The 16,658-nt window shown below is 43.7% G+C and carries 18 protein-coding genes; 2 read left to right on the top strand and 16 right to left on the bottom strand.

Translation table 11 applies throughout. The features are described from left to right. Positions 1–30: 30 nt before the first annotated feature. From hemW to gpr, 5 genes are all read right to left on the bottom strand, one after another. Positions 31–1,191, bottom strand: a complete 1,161-nt coding sequence (hemW, locus tag CRO17_RS09425; RefSeq protein ID WP_097041536.1) for a radical SAM family heme chaperone HemW — start codon at positions 1,189–1,191, stop codon at positions 31–33. A gap of 63 nt (positions 1,192–1,254) precedes the next feature. Then, positions 1,255–3,075, bottom strand: coding sequence for a translation elongation factor 4 (gene lepA, locus CRO17_RS09430; RefSeq protein WP_097041538.1), 1,821 nt, complete (start codon positions 3,073–3,075; stop codon positions 1,255–1,257). A 115-nt stretch (positions 3,076–3,190) separates the two neighbouring features. Further along, positions 3,191–3,517 carry a hypothetical protein gene (locus CRO17_RS09435; protein ID WP_097041539.1) on the bottom strand — a complete coding sequence of 109 codons (327 nt, stop codon included), beginning with the start codon at positions 3,515–3,517 and terminating at the stop codon, positions 3,191–3,193. Further along, positions 3,514–4,707, bottom strand: coding sequence for a stage II sporulation protein P (gene spoIIP / locus CRO17_RS09440; RefSeq protein ID WP_245864747.1), 1,194 nt, complete (start codon positions 4,705–4,707; stop codon positions 3,514–3,516). Before spoIIP ends, CRO17_RS09435 begins: the two co-directional genes overlap by 4 nt. 85 nt (positions 4,708–4,792) lie before the next feature. Further along, on the bottom strand, positions 4,793–5,911 hold the full coding sequence (gpr, locus tag CRO17_RS09445; RefSeq protein ID WP_425444435.1) for a GPR endopeptidase: 1,119 nt from the start codon (positions 5,909–5,911) through the stop codon (positions 4,793–4,795). A gap of 130 nt (positions 5,912–6,041) precedes the next feature. On the opposite strand from gpr, the gene rpsT reads away from it, so the two are divergent. Beyond that, on the top strand, positions 6,042–6,308 hold the full coding sequence (gene rpsT, locus CRO17_RS09450; RefSeq protein WP_097041541.1) for a 30S ribosomal protein S20: 267 nt from the start codon (positions 6,042–6,044) through the stop codon (positions 6,306–6,308). A gap of 59 nt (positions 6,309–6,367) precedes the next feature. Here rpsT and holA read toward each other — a convergent pair whose 3' ends face one another. The 4 genes from holA to CRO17_RS09470 form a co-directional block, all read right to left on the bottom strand. Continuing rightward, positions 6,368–7,405, bottom strand: a complete 1,038-nt coding sequence (holA, locus tag CRO17_RS09455) for a DNA polymerase III subunit delta (protein ID WP_097041543.1) — start codon at positions 7,403–7,405, stop codon at positions 6,368–6,370. Positions 7,406–7,684: 279 nt separating this feature from the next. Continuing rightward, positions 7,685–9,937, bottom strand: coding sequence for a DNA internalization-related competence protein ComEC/Rec2 (locus tag CRO17_RS09460; RefSeq protein ID WP_097041546.1), 2,253 nt, complete (start codon positions 9,935–9,937; stop codon positions 7,685–7,687). Beyond that, complete coding sequence (locus CRO17_RS09465; protein WP_097041548.1) at positions 9,934–10,509, bottom strand: ComE operon protein 2; 576 nt, start codon at positions 10,507–10,509, stop codon at positions 9,934–9,936. Before CRO17_RS09465 ends, CRO17_RS09460 begins: the two co-directional genes overlap by 4 nt. A 66-nt stretch (positions 10,510–10,575) precedes the next feature. Continuing rightward, positions 10,576–11,184, bottom strand: coding sequence for a helix-hairpin-helix domain-containing protein (locus CRO17_RS09470; protein WP_097041550.1), 609 nt, complete (start codon positions 11,182–11,184; stop codon positions 10,576–10,578). Positions 11,185–11,277: 93 nt separating this feature from the next. Here CRO17_RS09470 and comER point away from each other — a divergent pair, with 93 nt between their 5' ends. After that, positions 11,278–12,102, top strand: a complete 825-nt coding sequence (gene comER, locus CRO17_RS09475; protein WP_245864750.1) for a late competence protein ComER — start codon at positions 11,278–11,280, stop codon at positions 12,100–12,102. A 53-nt stretch (positions 12,103–12,155) separates the two neighbouring features. Here comER and CRO17_RS09480 read toward each other — a convergent pair whose 3' ends face one another. From CRO17_RS09480 to yqeH, 7 genes are read right to left on the bottom strand one after another with little or no spacing between them, the layout of a single operon-like run. Then, complete coding sequence (locus tag CRO17_RS09480) at positions 12,156–12,914, bottom strand: class I SAM-dependent DNA methyltransferase (protein WP_097041551.1); 759 nt, start codon at positions 12,912–12,914, stop codon at positions 12,156–12,158. Beyond that, complete coding sequence (gene rsfS, locus CRO17_RS09485) at positions 12,914–13,270, bottom strand: ribosome silencing factor (protein ID WP_077308539.1); 357 nt, start codon at positions 13,268–13,270, stop codon at positions 12,914–12,916. Before rsfS ends, CRO17_RS09480 begins: the two co-directional genes overlap by 1 nt. Further along, the gene (gene yqeK, locus CRO17_RS09490) at positions 13,270–13,842 is read right to left on the bottom strand and encodes a bis(5'-nucleosyl)-tetraphosphatase (symmetrical) YqeK (protein WP_097041554.1); all 573 of its coding nucleotides are present in this window, start codon (positions 13,840–13,842) and stop codon (positions 13,270–13,272) included. Before yqeK ends, rsfS begins: the two co-directional genes overlap by 1 nt. Beyond that, positions 13,832–14,398, bottom strand: coding sequence for a nicotinate-nucleotide adenylyltransferase (locus CRO17_RS09495; RefSeq protein WP_097041556.1), 567 nt, complete (start codon positions 14,396–14,398; stop codon positions 13,832–13,834). Before CRO17_RS09495 ends, yqeK begins: the two co-directional genes overlap by 11 nt. A gap of 11 nt (positions 14,399–14,409) precedes the next feature. Next, positions 14,410–14,700: a ribosome assembly RNA-binding protein YhbY gene (gene yhbY / locus CRO17_RS09500; RefSeq protein ID WP_097041558.1), complete on the bottom strand. Its 291-nt coding sequence runs from the start codon at positions 14,698–14,700 to the stop codon at positions 14,410–14,412. 1 nt (position 14,701) lies between these two features. After that, positions 14,702–15,541: a shikimate dehydrogenase gene (gene aroE, locus CRO17_RS09505; protein WP_097041560.1), complete on the bottom strand. Its 840-nt coding sequence runs from the start codon at positions 15,539–15,541 to the stop codon at positions 14,702–14,704. Between the two features lie 12 nt (positions 15,542–15,553). After that, on the bottom strand, positions 15,554–16,657 hold the full coding sequence (gene yqeH / locus CRO17_RS09510; protein ID WP_097041562.1) for a ribosome biogenesis GTPase YqeH: 1,104 nt from the start codon (positions 16,655–16,657) through the stop codon (positions 15,554–15,556). Position 16,658 lies beyond the last annotated feature (1 nt).

Consider the following 16,658-nt stretch of genomic DNA (forward strand, 5'->3'; position numbering starts at 1 on the left):
CATATAAGGTAACAAAGCCTAGATAAATTGTCAATTCGAAACGCTTGCCGGTTCTTCCTCTAAAAGAAACTCTTGAAAAACGTCATTTCCGAACAAGAAACCGTCCTCCGTCATTGCAACATGTGCGTCATCTTCAATGAGCCAGCCTTTCGCAATAAGCCGATCCAGCGCCTCGCGGTATACATCTGTCAGGGCAATGCCATATTTCTGTAGAAATGCTTCTTTACTGACTCCGGATTTTTTGCGCAGTCCGAGGAACAGTTCTTCTTCAATCCGCTCTTTCCGGCCAATAGGATCTTCGTGCAGTACAGGTATACCGTTTTCGTTAGCTTGCTTTAAGTAAGCAGGAAGCGGACGAATATTAATAATACGGCGTTCCGGCAAATAGCCATGCGCACCCGCACCAAGACCATAATAAAAGTCATTGTTCCAATAAGCAAGATTATGCTGGCTCTCTTTGCCAGGAACTGCGAAGTTGCTTACTTCGTATTGCTGGCGGCCGTGCGCTTTCATTTCATCACGCAGCAGATTGTACATCTCTGCTTCTAATTCTTCTGGCGCTTTTTTTAACGTACCTTTTTTATAACGCTGGTAAAAGACCGTCTTCGGCTCAATTTGCAGCGAATAAGAAGAATAATGCGGAAGATCAAACTGCAGTGCTTCTTCCACAGTATGCCCAAACTGCTCCAATGTCTGCCCTGGCAAGGCATAAATCAAATCAATACTAATATTGTCAAAACCAGCTTGCTTTAGCAAATCAAGACTCTCATAAACATGTTTTACACGATGAAGCCTGCCGATGGCCTCCAATAGCTTATCATCAAAAACCTGCACACCAAGAGAAATCCTGTCTACGCCGTACGCTCTCAGCAGGTCTGCCTTTTCCTTCGTCAAATCACCAGGGTTTGCTTCAAACGTATATTCTTTCGCTCTATGTACATCAAATGCCTGATCGACACTTTTCAGCACATGCTCCAGCTGCCGCATATTCAAAGCGGTAGGTGTACCGCCGCCGACAAAAATTGTATTCATTTGCTTTCTGTTCGGAACATAATACTGGATTTCTTTCCGCAATGCTTCGACATAATCGTCTGCGCTGTCTTCCCGGTAGAAAAACTTTGTAAAATCACAATAATGACAGAGCTGTTCACAAAATGGGATATGGATATAAGCGGATTTTACTTTGTCCATCGTGATGCCTCCTTCCGCAATGACAAACCCTTGTCGGGAAGGACAAGGGTTGTCTGTTTTCTATTATTCATCATCCATTTGAAGGATGGCCATAAATGCTTCTTGTGGAACTTCTACGGAACCAACCATCTTCATCCGTTTCTTACCTTCTTTTTGCTTCTCAAGCAATTTACGTTTACGAGAGATATCCCCGCCGTAACATTTGGAAAGAACGTTTTTACGTATTGCTTTAATATTTGATCGTGCCACAATCTTGTTCCCGATTGCCGCTTGCACCGGTACCTCAAACTGCTGACGAGGTATAAGCGCCTTTAGTTTTTCTACAATGGATTTACCACGGTCAAAGGCAAAGTCTCTGTGTACAATAAAGGATAGTGCATCAATAGTATCGCCATTAAGGAGAATATCCATTTTTTGAAGCTCAGATGCTTTGTAGCCGATCAGCTCATAATCAAAGCTGGCATAGCCTTTTGTCTGGGACTTCAATTGATCGAAGAAGTCGTAAACAATCTCTGAAAGCGGAATCTCATAGACAACATTCACTCGGACATCATCCAAGTACTGCATATCTTGGAAATCGCCGCGTTTCTTCTGACATAGTTCCATTACAGTACCAACATAATCATTCGGCACCATGATTGTTGCTTTCACGTACGGTTCTTGTACTTCTGTACGAGATTGCGCATCTGGCATATCTGCCGGGTTGTCGACACGCACTTCACTGCCGTCAGTCATAATAACATTATAAATAACACTTGGAGCTGTAGTAATTAAATCAATATTGAATTCACGTTCAATACGTTCTTGAATGATCTCCATATGCAATAGCCCCAGGAATCCGCAGCGGAAGCCAAAGCCAAGCGCTTGGGAAGTTTCAGCTTCATATTGCAGGGAGCTATCATTCAATTCCAGGCGTTCAAGTGCTTCTCGCAAGTCATTGTAATTGCTCGCATCAACTGGGAACAACCCACAATACACCATTGGATTCAATCTTCTATAGCCAGGCAGCGCCTCGGTGGCTGGGTTGTTGGCAAGCGTGATTGTATCACCCACACGTGTGTCACTGACATTTTTTATGGAAGCCGTTAAGTAACCAACATCACCGACTACGAGCTCGTCCTTTTTAATAGGTACTGGATTGAAGACACCGACTTCGTTGACTTCAAATTCCTTGCCAGTCGCCATCATCTTTATCTTGTCTCCGACTTTTACAGAACCTTCTTTGATACACGTATACGCTACAACACCACGGTAGGAGTCGTATAAAGAATCAAAGATTAACCCCTTCAGCGGCTCCTCATCATTTCCTTGCGGCGGCGGAATTCGATCCACAATCGCCTCCAGAATTTCTTCTATTCCGATACCAGCTTTTGCGGATGCCAAAATAGCATCACTTGCATCAATACCGATAACATCTTCAATTTCCTGTTTCACGCGATCCGGATCGGCACTTGGCAAATCAATCTTGTTGATAACCGGAATGATTTCCAAGTCATTGTCCATCGCCAAATAGACATTGGCTAATGTCTGGGCTTCAATACCTTGCGCTGCATCCACTACCAGGATTGCGCCCTCACAGGCTGCCAAACTCCGAGAAACCTCATATGTAAAATCGACATGTCCCGGTGTATCTATCAAGTGGAATATATAAGTGTCGCCGTTTTCACGTTCATACTCCAGCTGTACTGCATTTAATTTGATCGTAATGCCGCGTTCTCTTTCCAGATCCATTCCATCCAAGTACTGTGCTTTCATTTCACGCGCAGTTAATGCTTTTGTTTTCTCCAGAATACGGTCAGCCAATGTAGACTTCCCGTGATCGATGTGGGCAATGATCGAGAAATTACGCACATGCTGCTGATTTCGTCTGTTCTTCTCTACCAATCAAAATCACTCCTAAATTGTCCGAAGCTGTCTGCTAAGAGACAGCCGTAACAATAACTAGCATTGATTATAGCAATTGCACCACGTTTATTCAATGTTTTTACGCGCTTTTGCATCAGCCAAACAAGGCGATAGAGAGCTGTTCAATCGCTGTAATGATAACAGAACAGATACCAGTGAACACACTTCCAAGGCCGCTAGCCAGCTGCTCGATGATAGAGCTGTCTGCGTCTTCATCCGAAATAGGTGCTGTTTTTTCATTTATTTGCTCTCCCATTGCTGCCTCACTCTCAGGAATACCAATGGACGCAGAGGCGGTCAGCTGCTCGCTCTGCTGACTTGCCGGCAGCTCAGCTTGCTGGACATCCTCCTTTTCCATGCCAATCAGAATACCGCCAAAAAACAACGTCAGCATAGCAAGTATCGTTACTACATATTTCATTGCGCTTGCCCTCCTTGTACTTTTTCAGCATCCCAGTAATAATCTGCAAATATTTCCGCAAACAGCTCTGCTGTTCTAGTCGCTTCTTCTACAGTATTGCCAGCTCCTCCGATTTCCAAAAGTGCAGCTTTATCAGAAACATCCTGGTTATACACCCCATCGACGCCCGCACCTTGTTTTGTGATAACACCGCGACTCAGCCCAGGATATTCAGCTTCAATTTTCTCATGAAGATCTGTCGCCAGTTTTAAATTCTTTTCGTATTCTTTGTTTTCCGCACCAACTACAAATACTACTTTGGCATACACATCTCCGTTAATTTCCTTGGTCGTATCTTTCCGTTTCAAGCTGTCACGATGAATATCAAAAACAAAAGCAAGATTTTTATTCTTTGATACAGCCGCTTCAACTACAGGGCGCGATGCCTCGTATGATTGGTGATATGCCATGCCCTTCTCATTGAGAATAGCACCTATATCCGTCTGGTCAGTAACTGTTCCGATACCAAGTTCTTCCAATCGTTTCGCCATTGCTTCACCCGCATCAGTTACATTTGCATTCTTGTTATACGCTGTTTCTTGCTGCTTAGCATCTAATGATGGCAGGTAAGACTCTTGGTTGTGGGTATAGTAGATGAACACAACATCTTTATCACCAGTAGAAGGAGCTGTATTTTTCTTTTCTTCCGGTTTTGTCTCTTTCTCCTCTTCTGGTTCCTTTTCCTCCTCTGTACCGGCTGGAGGTTCTTCTTCTATAACATGGTCCGGCTGGCCGGATTCTATCGGAAGGTTTGTATAGTTCGTTCCTTCACCTGCTATAACGATTTGATTCTCATAGAGAGAGAAGCCCGGAATTTCCGATCCCAGCAGTGTTCTCGGATCATCTGGCTTTATCGTAGTCATCATCTGAAGCAAAAGATCTGCTAGTTGGATGGAAGCTGTTTCTTCTGATTGCATACTTTGAAAAACTTTATTTTCATTACTGAGCAGATGCAGATAGATACCGCTGTCCATCTGTCTTGTCCACTCTGTGAGCGCCTGAGAGGATAGTCGATAAGCCGGACCAGCAGATGTCATTGCTGCTATACTAATCAGCAAAAACAAAACAGAACATATAAGAATTAAGGTACGTTTATAAATAAACAGCACACCCGTACGTTTGCGCTGATAGCCTTTCTTCTTTTTTCTCACAAAAGAAGCTCCTCTCTTTTCGAATCTAGCTGAACTCTACTAGAATCTATGAGAGAGAAGCTGCAAGTAGAACCGCTGAAAGAAATCAGCGTGTATAATCAGAGGTATTAGATGGATCAACCTTTTCATGCAAAGCACCGTTAATACCTGATGCAATCACGTGTGCCATATCAATGATAAAACCATCTACTTCTTTCGGTGTCACCATCAAGTTATGCCCAAGCGGAGTCAATACTTCGTGAATCAGCTGCCGTTTCTCTGCTTCATTGAGACCGCCTACCATACCAAATATAGCATGTTTCTGCTCATCACTAGGCATATCTTCTTCTGTCAGCTCCTTTTTGCCAAATTGCATACCTGCTGGCACTAACGCCTTGGAAGGTTTATCTTTCTCATTCCACTCTCGCCCAAAATGCTTAAATAAATAATCAATTGTATCGCTTGTAATTGTCACTGCATCAACGACGGTTGGGACACCGATACTAAAAACAGGAATTCCGAGTGTTTCCTTGCTTAGTTCTTTGCGTTTGTTTCCAACACCTGAACCAGGATGAATTCCCGTGTCAGAAAGCTGGATGGTGCTATTCACTCGTTCGACAGAGCGGGCCGCTAATGCGTCGACAGCTATGACAAAATCAGGTTTCGTTTTTTCAATGATTCCGTGTATGAGGGTGCTTGTCTCAATGCCTGTTGTACCCATTACCCCGGGTGACACAGCTGATACAGGTCTGTATCCCTCTGCTACTGATTCAGGCTGCAGACGAAAAAGATGATTGGTTACCATAATCTTTTCCACTACATCCGGTCCAAGTGCATCAGGTGTCACATTGCCGTTTCCTAATCCGACGATCAAACCGGTTGCGTCCGAAGCAATTTTATTTTCTTTTAACATCTGTTCCAGTTCTTTCGCCAGTACGAGCGCTGTTTCCTGCTGCTGCTTTGTATCTTGATTTTTTACTCCTTCGGTATAGATGGTAATATATATACCGGCTTTTTTTCCGATCTGCTGGGCGCCTTCTTCATTTACCTGCACATAATTTACGGTTATCTCGTCCGTTTTTTTCTCTGTAACAGAAATACCTGCTGCCGTTCCTTGTTTCTGTTCACTGGATAAATAGAGATCCTTTGCCTCGATAGCTAAATCTGTACGTACTTGCAGCTGTTTGATCAATGTTGTCCCTCCCATTTCTACAAATGTCAGCATTAGCATAAGCAGATTCGCTGCTATTCATACGAAAAGTGACATCAACAATGAAACAACTATTGAAAACATCGCTGTGCTTTGGTACAATGGCTTTTGTTGTAAGATGAAATGTGCCGGAGGTGAAACAAACATGGCAAATATTAAATCAGCGGTTAAACGCATTCGTGTGAACAACGATAGCCGTCTAAGAAACCAAGCTTTGAAAAGTGACTTGCGTACTGCAGTGAAGCACGTGGAAACAGCTGTTTCCAACAACGATGCAGAAACTGCTAAAAAAGCACTTCTAACTGCTTCCAGCAAAATTGACAAAGCAGCTCAAGGTGGCGTAATCCACCGCAATAAAGCTAACCGTCAAAAGTCTAGCTTGACTAAAAAAGTCAACGCTATTGGTGCATAATAAGCTAAGAGAAACGATTCCTTCTGGGAATCGTTTTTTAATAGGAAAAAGCCCGGAGGTTAAACCATCCGGGCTTTTTTCCGTATTGCTGCAATTTGCTGCAGCAGCAGTTCAAATGCTAAGTTCTTCTCCATGCGTCCTTGCTTTAAATCTGCATCCGTTTCAGCCGCACGTAACAAGATATGTTTTAATTCATCTTCGGAAAAATGTGCTTCCCGCTTCAAAGCCAATTTAATTACAAATGGATGGCCTTTTATTACTTCAGCCATTTTGGCTTGATTATATCCTTTTTGCTTCAGCAGCTTCACATGCAATATGGTTCTGAATTGCGAAGCTAACAGTGCAATCAAAGCGATCGGCTCTTCTTTTAACTTGATTAAGTCGTGATAAATATAGATAGCTTTTGCTAAATTGCCTGCCATTAACGCATCCACCAGTTTTAAACCAGAGCTAGTTTGCTGATGGGATACGAGCGGTTCTGCCATTTCTAAAGAAACTTTCGCGCCTTCGCCCGCATATAATGCAAGTTTTTCGATCTCACTGCGAAGCATGGATAAGTCACTGCCCGATTCTTGGATGAGTAAATCAGTAACTGCATCCTCCAGTAAGATATTATTTTCCTTACACAGTGTAACGATCCAATCTGATAGATCCCATTCTTTCACCGGCATACAAGCAACAGCTTGTCCGTTTTTTTTGATTGTCTTGATAATTTTTTTCCGCTCATCTACTTTTTCATATGGCGCCAGCAATACAAGCGTTGTCCATTCAGCTGGCGTTTGCGCATACTGTTCCAAGCTTTCCAAACGATGATCGACAGCAGACTTGTCCGGCTTTGCTTTTAAAAAGAATGGATGGTGGGCCACGATGAGTTTGTGGTCACTGAAAAAGGGATATTCTTCTGCGTCCGCAATGACTTCCTGAATCGGTGTTTCTTCTAAATCATACACAGATACATTTGTTCCGTCAGAAAGGGCGAATTGTTTCTCTATTTTTTCCTTTATATCCTGCATGAAATAAGATTCTGTGCCATATAGTAAGTATATAGGTGAAAAATCCTTTTTCTTGATTGCTTTTAAAGCGTCAGTATATGACATGCTCTCACTCCTACGTAAATCCTACCCTTTATCGTATCGGCAAATCAGGATTAACGCAAGATGGAACAGAGGAGAACAAAATTTATTGCTCCCCTCCTATCTATATAAACGCTCTTGTTAACCAGCTCCGGAGGCTGTAACGCGAAGCGGTATTTTTCTTACCCCTAGCTTCTCCCTATATGCTTCAGCTTATAGGTGACAACTCTTGTCAATGGAGGTAAGTACATGCCGTTACAACAATTGAGGAAGTTTGTTTGCCTCGATGATATCTACCGTATCTTATGGAAGATACGGGCTAAATGTGCCTGTCTTACTGGAGAAGCTGTAGACGACTGCCCCATCCGTATCTGTACGCCAGATACGGATGTTTTTATTATCTAGAGCTTCCACTACTTCTGGAGCGGGGTGGCCGTATTTGTTTTTACGGCCTGCAGAAATAAGCGCTTCTCGCGGATTCAGCTGACGCAGCCATGCTGGATCAGTTGACGTATTGCTGCCGTGGTGGCCAATTTTTAAGATATCTGCACGCAAAGAAGGATAGCGCTTCAGTATTTCCATCTCTTCCTCCTTTCCTGCGTCCCCCATAAACAGCCAGCTTTTTCCTCCCAGCATCGTGTACATGACTAGTGAATTTTTGTTTGGTTCTGACTTATCGGTTACAGGACCTAATAACTGGATTTCCCAGCCGGGTAACTGCAATAGCTCTCCAGCTTTCCACGAGATTAGTTTAGTATCCGGATTCCATTGCTGCGCTTGCTGCTTATCAAAATAAAGAGATGTTCGCACCCAATCGACATGGAATTCCTCTGTCAGCTTTCCGATACTGCCAATATGGTCATGATCTGCATGACTGGCAAAAATACCATCTACCTTGCTAATCCCTCTTTGATACAAATATGGCTTTATTACTTGTTCAAAAGCCTTGTCGGTCGGCTGAAAATCCATCCCGACACTGCCGGCAGCATCAATCAAATATACACCTCTTCGGTACGGCAATTCGACTACAAATGCATCTCCTTGGCCAATATCAAGCATCGTCACGCGTCCTGTATTATCTGCATATGGCCAAAGTGCTGCTGCAAGCGGAATGACCGTAAGAACAGCACCAAAGTGTACTGCTTTTTTCCGTTTACCTGTTTCCCACGCAGAACAAAATAGCACCAGTGCTGCAAAATAAAGCACAGAAAGGCCAATAGGCAGTTTTCCTGTGACCCACGGAAAGAAAGCAACATCATCCACCAAATGGAATAATTGAATGACTGCCTCATTAAGCAGTTTAAACACATATCCAAGCTTATTTGCGGCAGCTGGAAACAGAAAAAGTAAGACACTAATAAGCAGAAGAAGCGGAATTCCGAGAAACGTGTAAAACGGGATAGCAAACAAGTTCATCAAACCAGACAGCGGATTTAAAAAGAAGAATTGTGAAACTTGGAGAGGAAGAATAACGAGCTGACTTAACAAACTTGTTTCCAGCAATGCACTTGCAAAAGATCCCGTATAAATTCTTGCGGATAAAAGCAATGCCAAGCTGACAAGAAAGCTGAATTGAAAGCCTACATGGAAGAGGTAATTCGGATCAAAGATAAGCAGAAGTAAAAAAACAATACTGATGCTATCTATAATCGAAAGTTTAATTCCTAATACTTTAAACAGCATGATCAGCATGACCATAAGCGCTGACCGCCAAACAGATGGCTCCCCGCCAGCAAATATAGGATAAATAGCCAGAAATCCAAAAAGGAAGGCATACGTTTTCTCCCGAGTCAAAAGCTGAAGTTTTGTCAGAAGAAAGTAAAGAATAGCAGAAAATAGTGCAATATGCATGCCGCTAATCGCCAAAATGTGAGATAAACTCCAGCGATTAAACAATTGTACCGTCTGCTCATCCAAATTGCTGTCTTCTCCTGCAATCATTGCCTGCACCCAAGCAGCAGTATGACCATCAAGTATATTATCTGTTTTTTCCAGGAATGCACTGCGAATTTTTAGGGGGAATGTAAAAAAAGATGTACCTTTACAAGAAACATCTTGCACCTTTTTTACTTCGAGCTCATAATAAATCTTTTTTTTCTGCAAGTATTGCTTATAATCGAATTCACCTGGATTAGTGGCAGGTTCAGGCTCACTGAGCGTTCCCTGCAGCACACATGTTGCACCAGGTGCTAAACCAGGCAAATGATCGAGCGCATCTTGCTTGAAATAAGTTACTAAAATGAAGGATGAATGTGTTGGTGTTTGAACCCGAAATGATAGATGATCATCTGTTTCGGAAAGATGGGAAATGGTTGAAGTGAGCTGCAAGGGCTCATCAAGAGGAAGAACAGGCGGAGAATTTTGATTGAGGGTGCTAATAAAGAAAAACAGCAGACAAACTAGCATCGAGAAAATAAATAAAACAAAAGGGATTCGTTTTGTAAGTAACAACAGAGCCAGCCAGGTAAGCAGGGCTGCCAATACTGCTGCATGTAATGTATGCGCCAGCAGCCCGCCGAGGGCCGCTAGCGCAACAATATGCCATCTTCCCGTCATATATGTTCTTTATCAGGCAGCTGATAACGATTCTGCGTTTGAACTGCAAGATCTTGGCTTTCTTGATCACCAGATTGTTTCAGCTTGTCTACAACCTTCTTCATCAAGTGACGTGTTTCCCGATGGTGTGTATCTACTACCACCTCTTCCAAAGCTACTTGCTGCGTGTCAACTCCTGCTTCTGCAAACAATGAAATTGCATAAGGATGGTTTTTATAATCACTTGCATAATATACTGTTTTGATACCTGCTTGGATTAGTGCTTTGCAGCATTGGAGGCAAGGAAAGTGGGTGACATAAATTTCTGCTCCTTCCGTCGGCACACCAAATTTAGCACATTGCAAAAGCGCGTTCATCTCGGCGTGTACAGTACGTACACAATGTCCGTCAATTACATAACAGCCTTCGTCTATGCAATGTTTACTGCCTGATACGCTGCCATTGTAGCCGCCGGCAATCATTCGTTTATCGCGGACGATTGTCGCTCCTACCATCAGCCGCTGGCAGGTGCTGCGCAAGGCGAGCAAATGGCTTTGCGCCATAAAGTATTGATTCCATGCTATTCGTTCCATGGTGCTAGCCACCTTTCTATTCTAGAATAAGTGTACAATCCCCTCTCTCCATCCGTCAACTAGCCCTTATAAGCTAACTTGATCTTTCATGTTTTCCAGCGATTTTTCCCCAATCCCGGATACCTCTGTCAGCTGGTCGATGGAAGTAAACGGCCCATTCTCCTCGCGATAAGAAATAATCGCTTGTGCCCTTGCTTCTCCTACACCATTTATCTCCGTCAGCTGCTTTGCATCTGCCTGGTTAATATTAATTTTTTCACTGGCATCACTTGTGCCGGAAGTCTGAATTGCAGCAGCGGATGAAGCTTCGCCAATAGCTGTCACATAAATCATTTGCTCGTCTTTTACCTTTTGTGCAAGATTAATGCTGCGCGGCTCCGCCTTCTCAGTCAGTCCTCCTGCCGCTTCAATCGCTTTTTCTACTCTGCTGCCTGGAGCAAGTTTATAAACTCCCGGATTTATTACTTCCCCTTTAATGTCTACCATTATTGCTGCTTCTCCAGGTTCTTCCAAAGTTGTCTCATTTGCAGAAGCTGCTAGTTCCAGCTCCGCATCCGCTTTTGCAGCCGGTTGCATCACTGTCTCTGCCTCCTGCTTTGATATTCGGCTGAACAAAAACACAGCTGCGACAGCCGCCAACAATATAAGCCAGCTGTATTGTTTCAAGATTTGCATGAACTGCCTCCTCTCATATTACTTTACTAGTGAGCATAAACTGGGTAACAGCGTATTGGGCGCAGACAGCAGAACTGCAGAGGAGGAGTTACATTGACAAAATGGGGAATAATTGGGACCGGAAATATGGGCAGTATGTTGCTTGAAAGCTGGGTAACTGCTAGAGCAATTCAGGAAGAAGATATTATGGTGCTGAATCGGTCAGCCGAGAAAGCAGTGGCGCTAAAAAGGTCTTATCCCGGTATACAAATAGCCGATGCACTCAGCACGATAGCAGATTATGCTGATTATCTATTCCTTTGCGTAAGACCGCCGCATTTGCCAGGTGTATGTTCCGAGCTTTACTCTCTGGTACGCCCGGATCAAGTCATCGTCTCTATCACCAGCCCTTTTTCAGTAGAGGAATTGGAAACGCGCTTACCTTCCCAGGTTGCTCGAGCCATACCAAGCATCACGAATCGCGCAGCAGCTGGTACAACACTTTTAACGTTTGGGTCAACACTGACTAACAAAAATAAAGCTGCCCTTATTAATCTGTTCAGCAGTTACTCTGATCCTGTTTATATCCCAGAAGACATAACACGCGTTGCTTCAGATATCGTTTCATGCGGACCGGCGTTTTTCAGCTATCTGGCACAGCGCTTTATTGAAGGAGCAGCCGAAGAAACGGATATATCTCGCGAACAAGCAACACAGCTCACTGCTGAAATGCTGATTGGGCTCGGCACTTTACTGGGGAAAGGTCATTATACATTGGATGAACTCATCAAGAAGGTTTGCGTGAAGGGCGGTATTACCGGAGAGGGTATCGCAGTATTGGAGAAGGAAACAGGTGGTATGTTCTCTCATCTCTTCCAAGCGACACACCGGAAATACTACGAAGAGAAAGATGCGATTAAAAAAGGGGCGTACAAATAAAACTTTCGACATATTCCCCTTTATTCCTGCACAAAAAAAACCAGGTTGCAGCATTATGCCTCCTGGTTTTTCAAACAAGCGAAAAAGAGTCGATCCGCCTGGTCCAATTGCTCTGTTTTTTCTATATCAAAGTCACCAAATAGCCCGCAAACCTGGAATCCTGCTGATTCGAGCCACTTCATATACGTATCTGGCAGATATGTACGCTGGTGATGATATTCGTCAAATCGGTCATACTTTTCTGACTCCAGTTCTTTCGTAAAGAAAGTGAGGTCATGGTATACTTCGCCTTGTTCTTGTCCTGCTTCACAGAACCACGTATAGGCAAGATCCTCATGTACCTCAGCGAACAGCTCCCCAGCCAAATCTTCTTCAATATGTCTTATCGTGTGGACATCAAAAAGAAAGACTCCGCCTGGAGCAAGCATGTCCCAAATACGTCCGAAAGCTGCTTGTACATCTTCCGGTGACGTAATATAGTTGACCACATCAAACATGCTGATAGCCGCATCTGCCTGAATGTTTTCCAACGAACGCAAATCCTGCTGCATCCAACGGACAGCTTGTTTGTCATCCATGCTTGCAGCGTAAGCAAGCATATTTTCAGATTGGTCAATTCCTGTCATCTCATAACCTGATTCTGCAAGCTGCCTCGTCACATACCCTGTACCGCAGCCTAAATCTGCTACTGTTTTAATGGGAATCTTTGCGTAACGTTGAAATATTTGCTGCATAAACTGCTGCCATTCTTCATACGGTGCATCCTGCATGAGCCGCTCATAGACGGCAGCAAGCCGTTCATAAGCTGCCATTAGCTTTCCTGAGAAAATACTGGTTCCACTTGCGGTGCATCTCCCCACAGGCGTTCCAAGTTATAATATCTTCTTTCATCAACGTGGAATACGTGACAAACTACATCGCCAAGGTCAACAAGCACCCATCGAGACTGCTCAAGCCCTTCCAGCCGTTTAACCTCAACACCAGCTTCTTCGGCCTTCTCTTTAATACGTCTGGCAATCGCTTGCACTTGTCTTTCACTCGTTCCATGGCAAATCATGAAATAATCAGCAATAAGGGAGACTTCTGTCATCTCCATTAATACTACATCTTCCCCTCTTACTGCGTCTGCGGCATTTGCCGCTATTTGTGCTAAATCAATACTCTCCATTAAGCGTTACCTCCATTAGGGTTTAATAAATCATTATAAGCGTGGAACGTATCCGGATACACTTTTCGATGTAACGAGACGAGCATGTTAATCGTGTTACGTGATGCCATCCAGCACGCTTTGTCTAAATCATCTTCACTTACCTTGCGTACTTCATCTACGCCAGGAAATGCACGGCCTGGTTCAATGTAGTCAGCAAGGAATACAACCTTATCTAATACAGACATTCCCGCACAGCCAGTGGTGTGCACTGTTATCGCGTGCAGTACATCTGGATCACGAATGCCGACTTCCCGTTCTATCATTAATGCACCTACCGGACCATGCCATAATTCATGGTGGTATTGCAGCAAGTCTTTCGGAAGCTGTTCTTTTTCAATCCAGCGCTGCATCTCTTCAAGCGGACGGTATTTCGCATAGTCATGAAAAATGGCTGCGGTTTCTGCTTTTTTCACATCCGCACCATACTTTTCTGCAAGCTTTATACTTGTTTCCATTACGCGAACGGTATGTTCATAACGCGGTTTTTTTAATTGTTTTTCAACGATTGCTAAAGCCTTATCACTCTGCATACAGCTCTTGCTCCTTTATCATATCAAACACTGCATTTGGGACAAGGTAGCGCACAGAGGCGCCTTGTTCGATGCGAGACCGAATCATACTTGAAGAAATCTCAAGTTCAGGTATCTCTATAAAGGTAACCGGGTAGGCGGTTTCCAGCTTATAGCCAGGTCTGCCAACACCTGCGAAGGTCACCATATTGACTAACTCATCAATATGATGCCATGTGTGCAGGCTTTCAACCAAATCGGCACCGATGATAAAGTGAAATGCAGTATTTGGATGCTTTTCCTGTAACAGCTTTATTGTATCAAACGTATACGACTTACCTAAACGTTCCACCTCGATCGCATTCATGCGAAACTGATGATTATCATTGATTGCAGCTTGAACCATCTGCAAACGCAGATCTGCATCGGTATTGGACTTCGCCTTATGAGGCGCTTCATAAGCTGGGATGAACCAAACTTCATCTAGTCCGAGCCGGTGCTGGACTTCTTGTGCAATAAATAGATGCCCTATATGCGGCGGATCAAATGTGCCGCCCAATAACCCGACTTTTTTCATAAGGTACTCCTTTATGGCAGCTTGATTTGCTTATTCTCCTGAGATGCTTTATACAGGACGATTGTGCTGCCGATAATTTGAACAACGTGCGCGTCTGTTCCTGCTGCAATTGCTTCCGCTACCTCGTCTTTATCTTCTATGCAATTTTGCAGCAGGCTTACTTTAATTAGTTCCCGCTTTTCCAATGCTTCGCTGATTTGAACGATCATATTATCGTTCACGCCGATCTTTCCTACTTGGAAAATTGGTTTTACATGGTGTGCCTCTGCACGTAGAAATCTCTTTTGCTTACCTGTTAACATATTATGCCTCCGTTACTTTTTGTTCCAGCCGATCAAGCAAGTCTCCAATGATTATTTGCTTGCCAGACCATATCTCAAACGCATATTGCGCTTGATACAGCAGCATGCTGTGACCATGATGGATTGTTGCTTCCTGCTCTTTCGCAGAGCGTAGCAGTTTCGTCTCAATCGGCTTATATACGATATCACTTACAACTGCATTAGGTTTCAACCCAGATAAAGAAACAATTTGTTCGTTATCAGCAGGGCTCATGCCTACACTTGTGGTATGAATGATGATGTCATATTTTTTAATTTGTTCTTCCGCTTCTGCGAATGTTAGAATTTCTGTCACCGTTTCAGGCTCTTGTAATTGAAGCAGCTGTTCAGCCTTCTCACGTGTACGATTTGCGATATCTACATAAGAGAAACCTTCCGTCACTAATGCGCGATAAATTCCTCTGGCAGCTCCGCCCGCTCCGAGCATAAGCACGCGCTGCGTACTGCTGTCAGCAGGTAACACTTGTTTTAAAGCGCGGACATATCCTGCTCCATCGGTATTATACCCAATCCATTTGCCATCCTTGTATACAGCGGTGTTGACTGCGCCAATTTTTTCGGCATCCGGATCGAGTTCATCCAAAAACGGAATGATACGCTGTTTATATGGAACAGTGATATTGAAGCCGTTGATGCCGCTTTCCAGTAATTTGCTGATCTTATCTTCAAATACTTCTGGTTCAATGGAATAGAGATGATATTCTCCTTCTATACCAGCTTGCTTCATAAACTGGTGATGAATCCATGGTGATAAAGAATGCTTTACAGGATGGCCAATTAAGCCTAGCTTCAACGTCTTCATGAAAATTCCCCCTTAGATTAGCGACCGGCGTACAGTAGCTGGCACGCCTTTTGGTGTATGCACGGTTATGGATGCAGGCTCCCCTGTCAATGTAATCCAGCCGAGTCCAGGTATAACGATATCTGTTTTCTGTTGTTTTATCCGGAATGAAGACTTCTGGAATGCCGGGAAGTTATCGAGCTGATCTTTATGAGGCGGCGCGAGTAATTCCCCTTTCTGCCGTTCGTACAGGTCATCCGCATTCTCCAGCTTCGTCCGATGTATATCAAGTGCATTGGAGAAATAACAAACAAATGGCTGTCTTTCACCAGATTCAAAATCAATACGCGCTAGCCCGCCGATAAAAAGTGTTTGCTTTTCATTTAATTGGAAGATACGCGATTTAATCTCTTTATTCGGTGTAACTGTTTTCAATTCCTTGTCTGTCACATAATGTGCAATCTGCTGTCTGTTAACAATTCCTGGTGTATCATAAAGCGAACTGGAATCATCTAGCGGTATATCAATAAACCCAAGTGTTGTCCCTGGGAAATAAGATGTTGTGATTGCATCATTAATGCCAGTGGAATGCTTGATCAACGCATTAATAAATGTGGATTTACCCACATTTGTGCTTCCGACTACAAAGGCATCCTCGCCCTGTCGCAATTCCTGAATGCTGTCCTCAAGCTCGGCCATTCCAATTCCGCGCTTCGCCGAAATCAAATGCACATCCGCTACTTGGATACCATATTCCTTTGCAGCGCCTCGAAGCCATTGCTTAACACGCTCATGGTTTGTTGATTTTGGCAGCAAATCTACTTTGTTTCCCACAAGGATGATTGGCTTGTCTCCGACTAGACGTTTGATACTGCCGATGAAGCTTCCGTTAAAATCAAAAATGTCGACGAGCTTCACAACGAGACCATCTTTGTTACTAATTTCACTAATTAAAGTAAAGAAGTCATCGTCGGTCACTGCGACATCCTGGACTTCATTGTAATGCTTTAGCCGGAAGCAGCGCTTACAGATGACTTCATCATTTTTCCCTAATGCTGATGCGGGGATATAACCAGGCAGCGAAGCATCCTCTGTCTGAATTGGCGCACCGCAGCCTTGGCAAATCAATTCTTCCACA

The organism is Terribacillus aidingensis, from assembly GCF_900215625.1.
Taxonomy (GTDB): Bacteria; Bacillota; Bacilli; order Bacillales; family Amphibacillaceae; genus Terribacillus; species Terribacillus aidingensis.

Coding starts and splice junctions, on each gene's coding strand:
- rsfS (WP_077308539.1), bottom strand. CDS start 13,270: ATGGAGAGTATTGATTTAGCACAAATAGCGGCAAATGCCGCAGACGCA.
- CRO17_RS09435 (WP_097041539.1), bottom strand. CDS start 3,517: ATGAAATATGTAGTAACGATACTTGCTATGCTGACGTTGTTTTTTGGC.
- holA (WP_097041543.1), bottom strand. CDS start 7,405: ATGTCATATACTGACGCTTTAAAAGCAATCAAGAAAAAGGATTTTTCA.
- aroE (WP_097041560.1), bottom strand. CDS start 15,541: ATGAAGACGTTGAAGCTAGGCTTAATTGGCCATCCTGTAAAGCATTCT.
- CRO17_RS09495 (WP_097041556.1), bottom strand. CDS start 14,398: ATGAAAAAAGTCGGGTTATTGGGCGGCACATTTGATCCGCCGCATATA.
- yqeK (WP_097041554.1), bottom strand. CDS start 13,842: ATGCAGAGTGATAAGGCTTTAGCAATCGTTGAAAAACAATTAAAAAAA.
- CRO17_RS09480 (WP_097041551.1), bottom strand. CDS start 12,914: ATGGCAGCTTATGAACGGCTTGCTGCCGTCTATGAGCGGCTCATGCAG.
- yhbY (WP_097041558.1), bottom strand. CDS start 14,700: ATGTTAACAGGTAAGCAAAAGAGATTTCTACGTGCAGAGGCACACCAT.
- hemW (WP_097041536.1), bottom strand. CDS start 1,191: ATGGACAAAGTAAAATCCGCTTATATCCATATCCCATTTTGTGAACAG.
- gpr (WP_425444435.1), bottom strand. CDS start 5,911: ATGCTGACATTTGTAGAAATGGGAGGGACAACATTGATCAAACAGCTG.
- CRO17_RS09460 (WP_097041546.1), bottom strand. CDS start 9,937: ATGACGGGAAGATGGCATATTGTTGCGCTAGCGGCCCTCGGCGGGCTG.
- rpsT (WP_097041541.1), top strand. CDS start 6,042: ATGGCAAATATTAAATCAGCGGTTAAACGCATTCGTGTGAACAACGAT.
- CRO17_RS09465 (WP_097041548.1), bottom strand. CDS start 10,509: ATGGAACGAATAGCATGGAATCAATACTTTATGGCGCAAAGCCATTTG.
- CRO17_RS09470 (WP_097041550.1), bottom strand. CDS start 11,184: ATGCAAATCTTGAAACAATACAGCTGGCTTATATTGTTGGCGGCTGTC.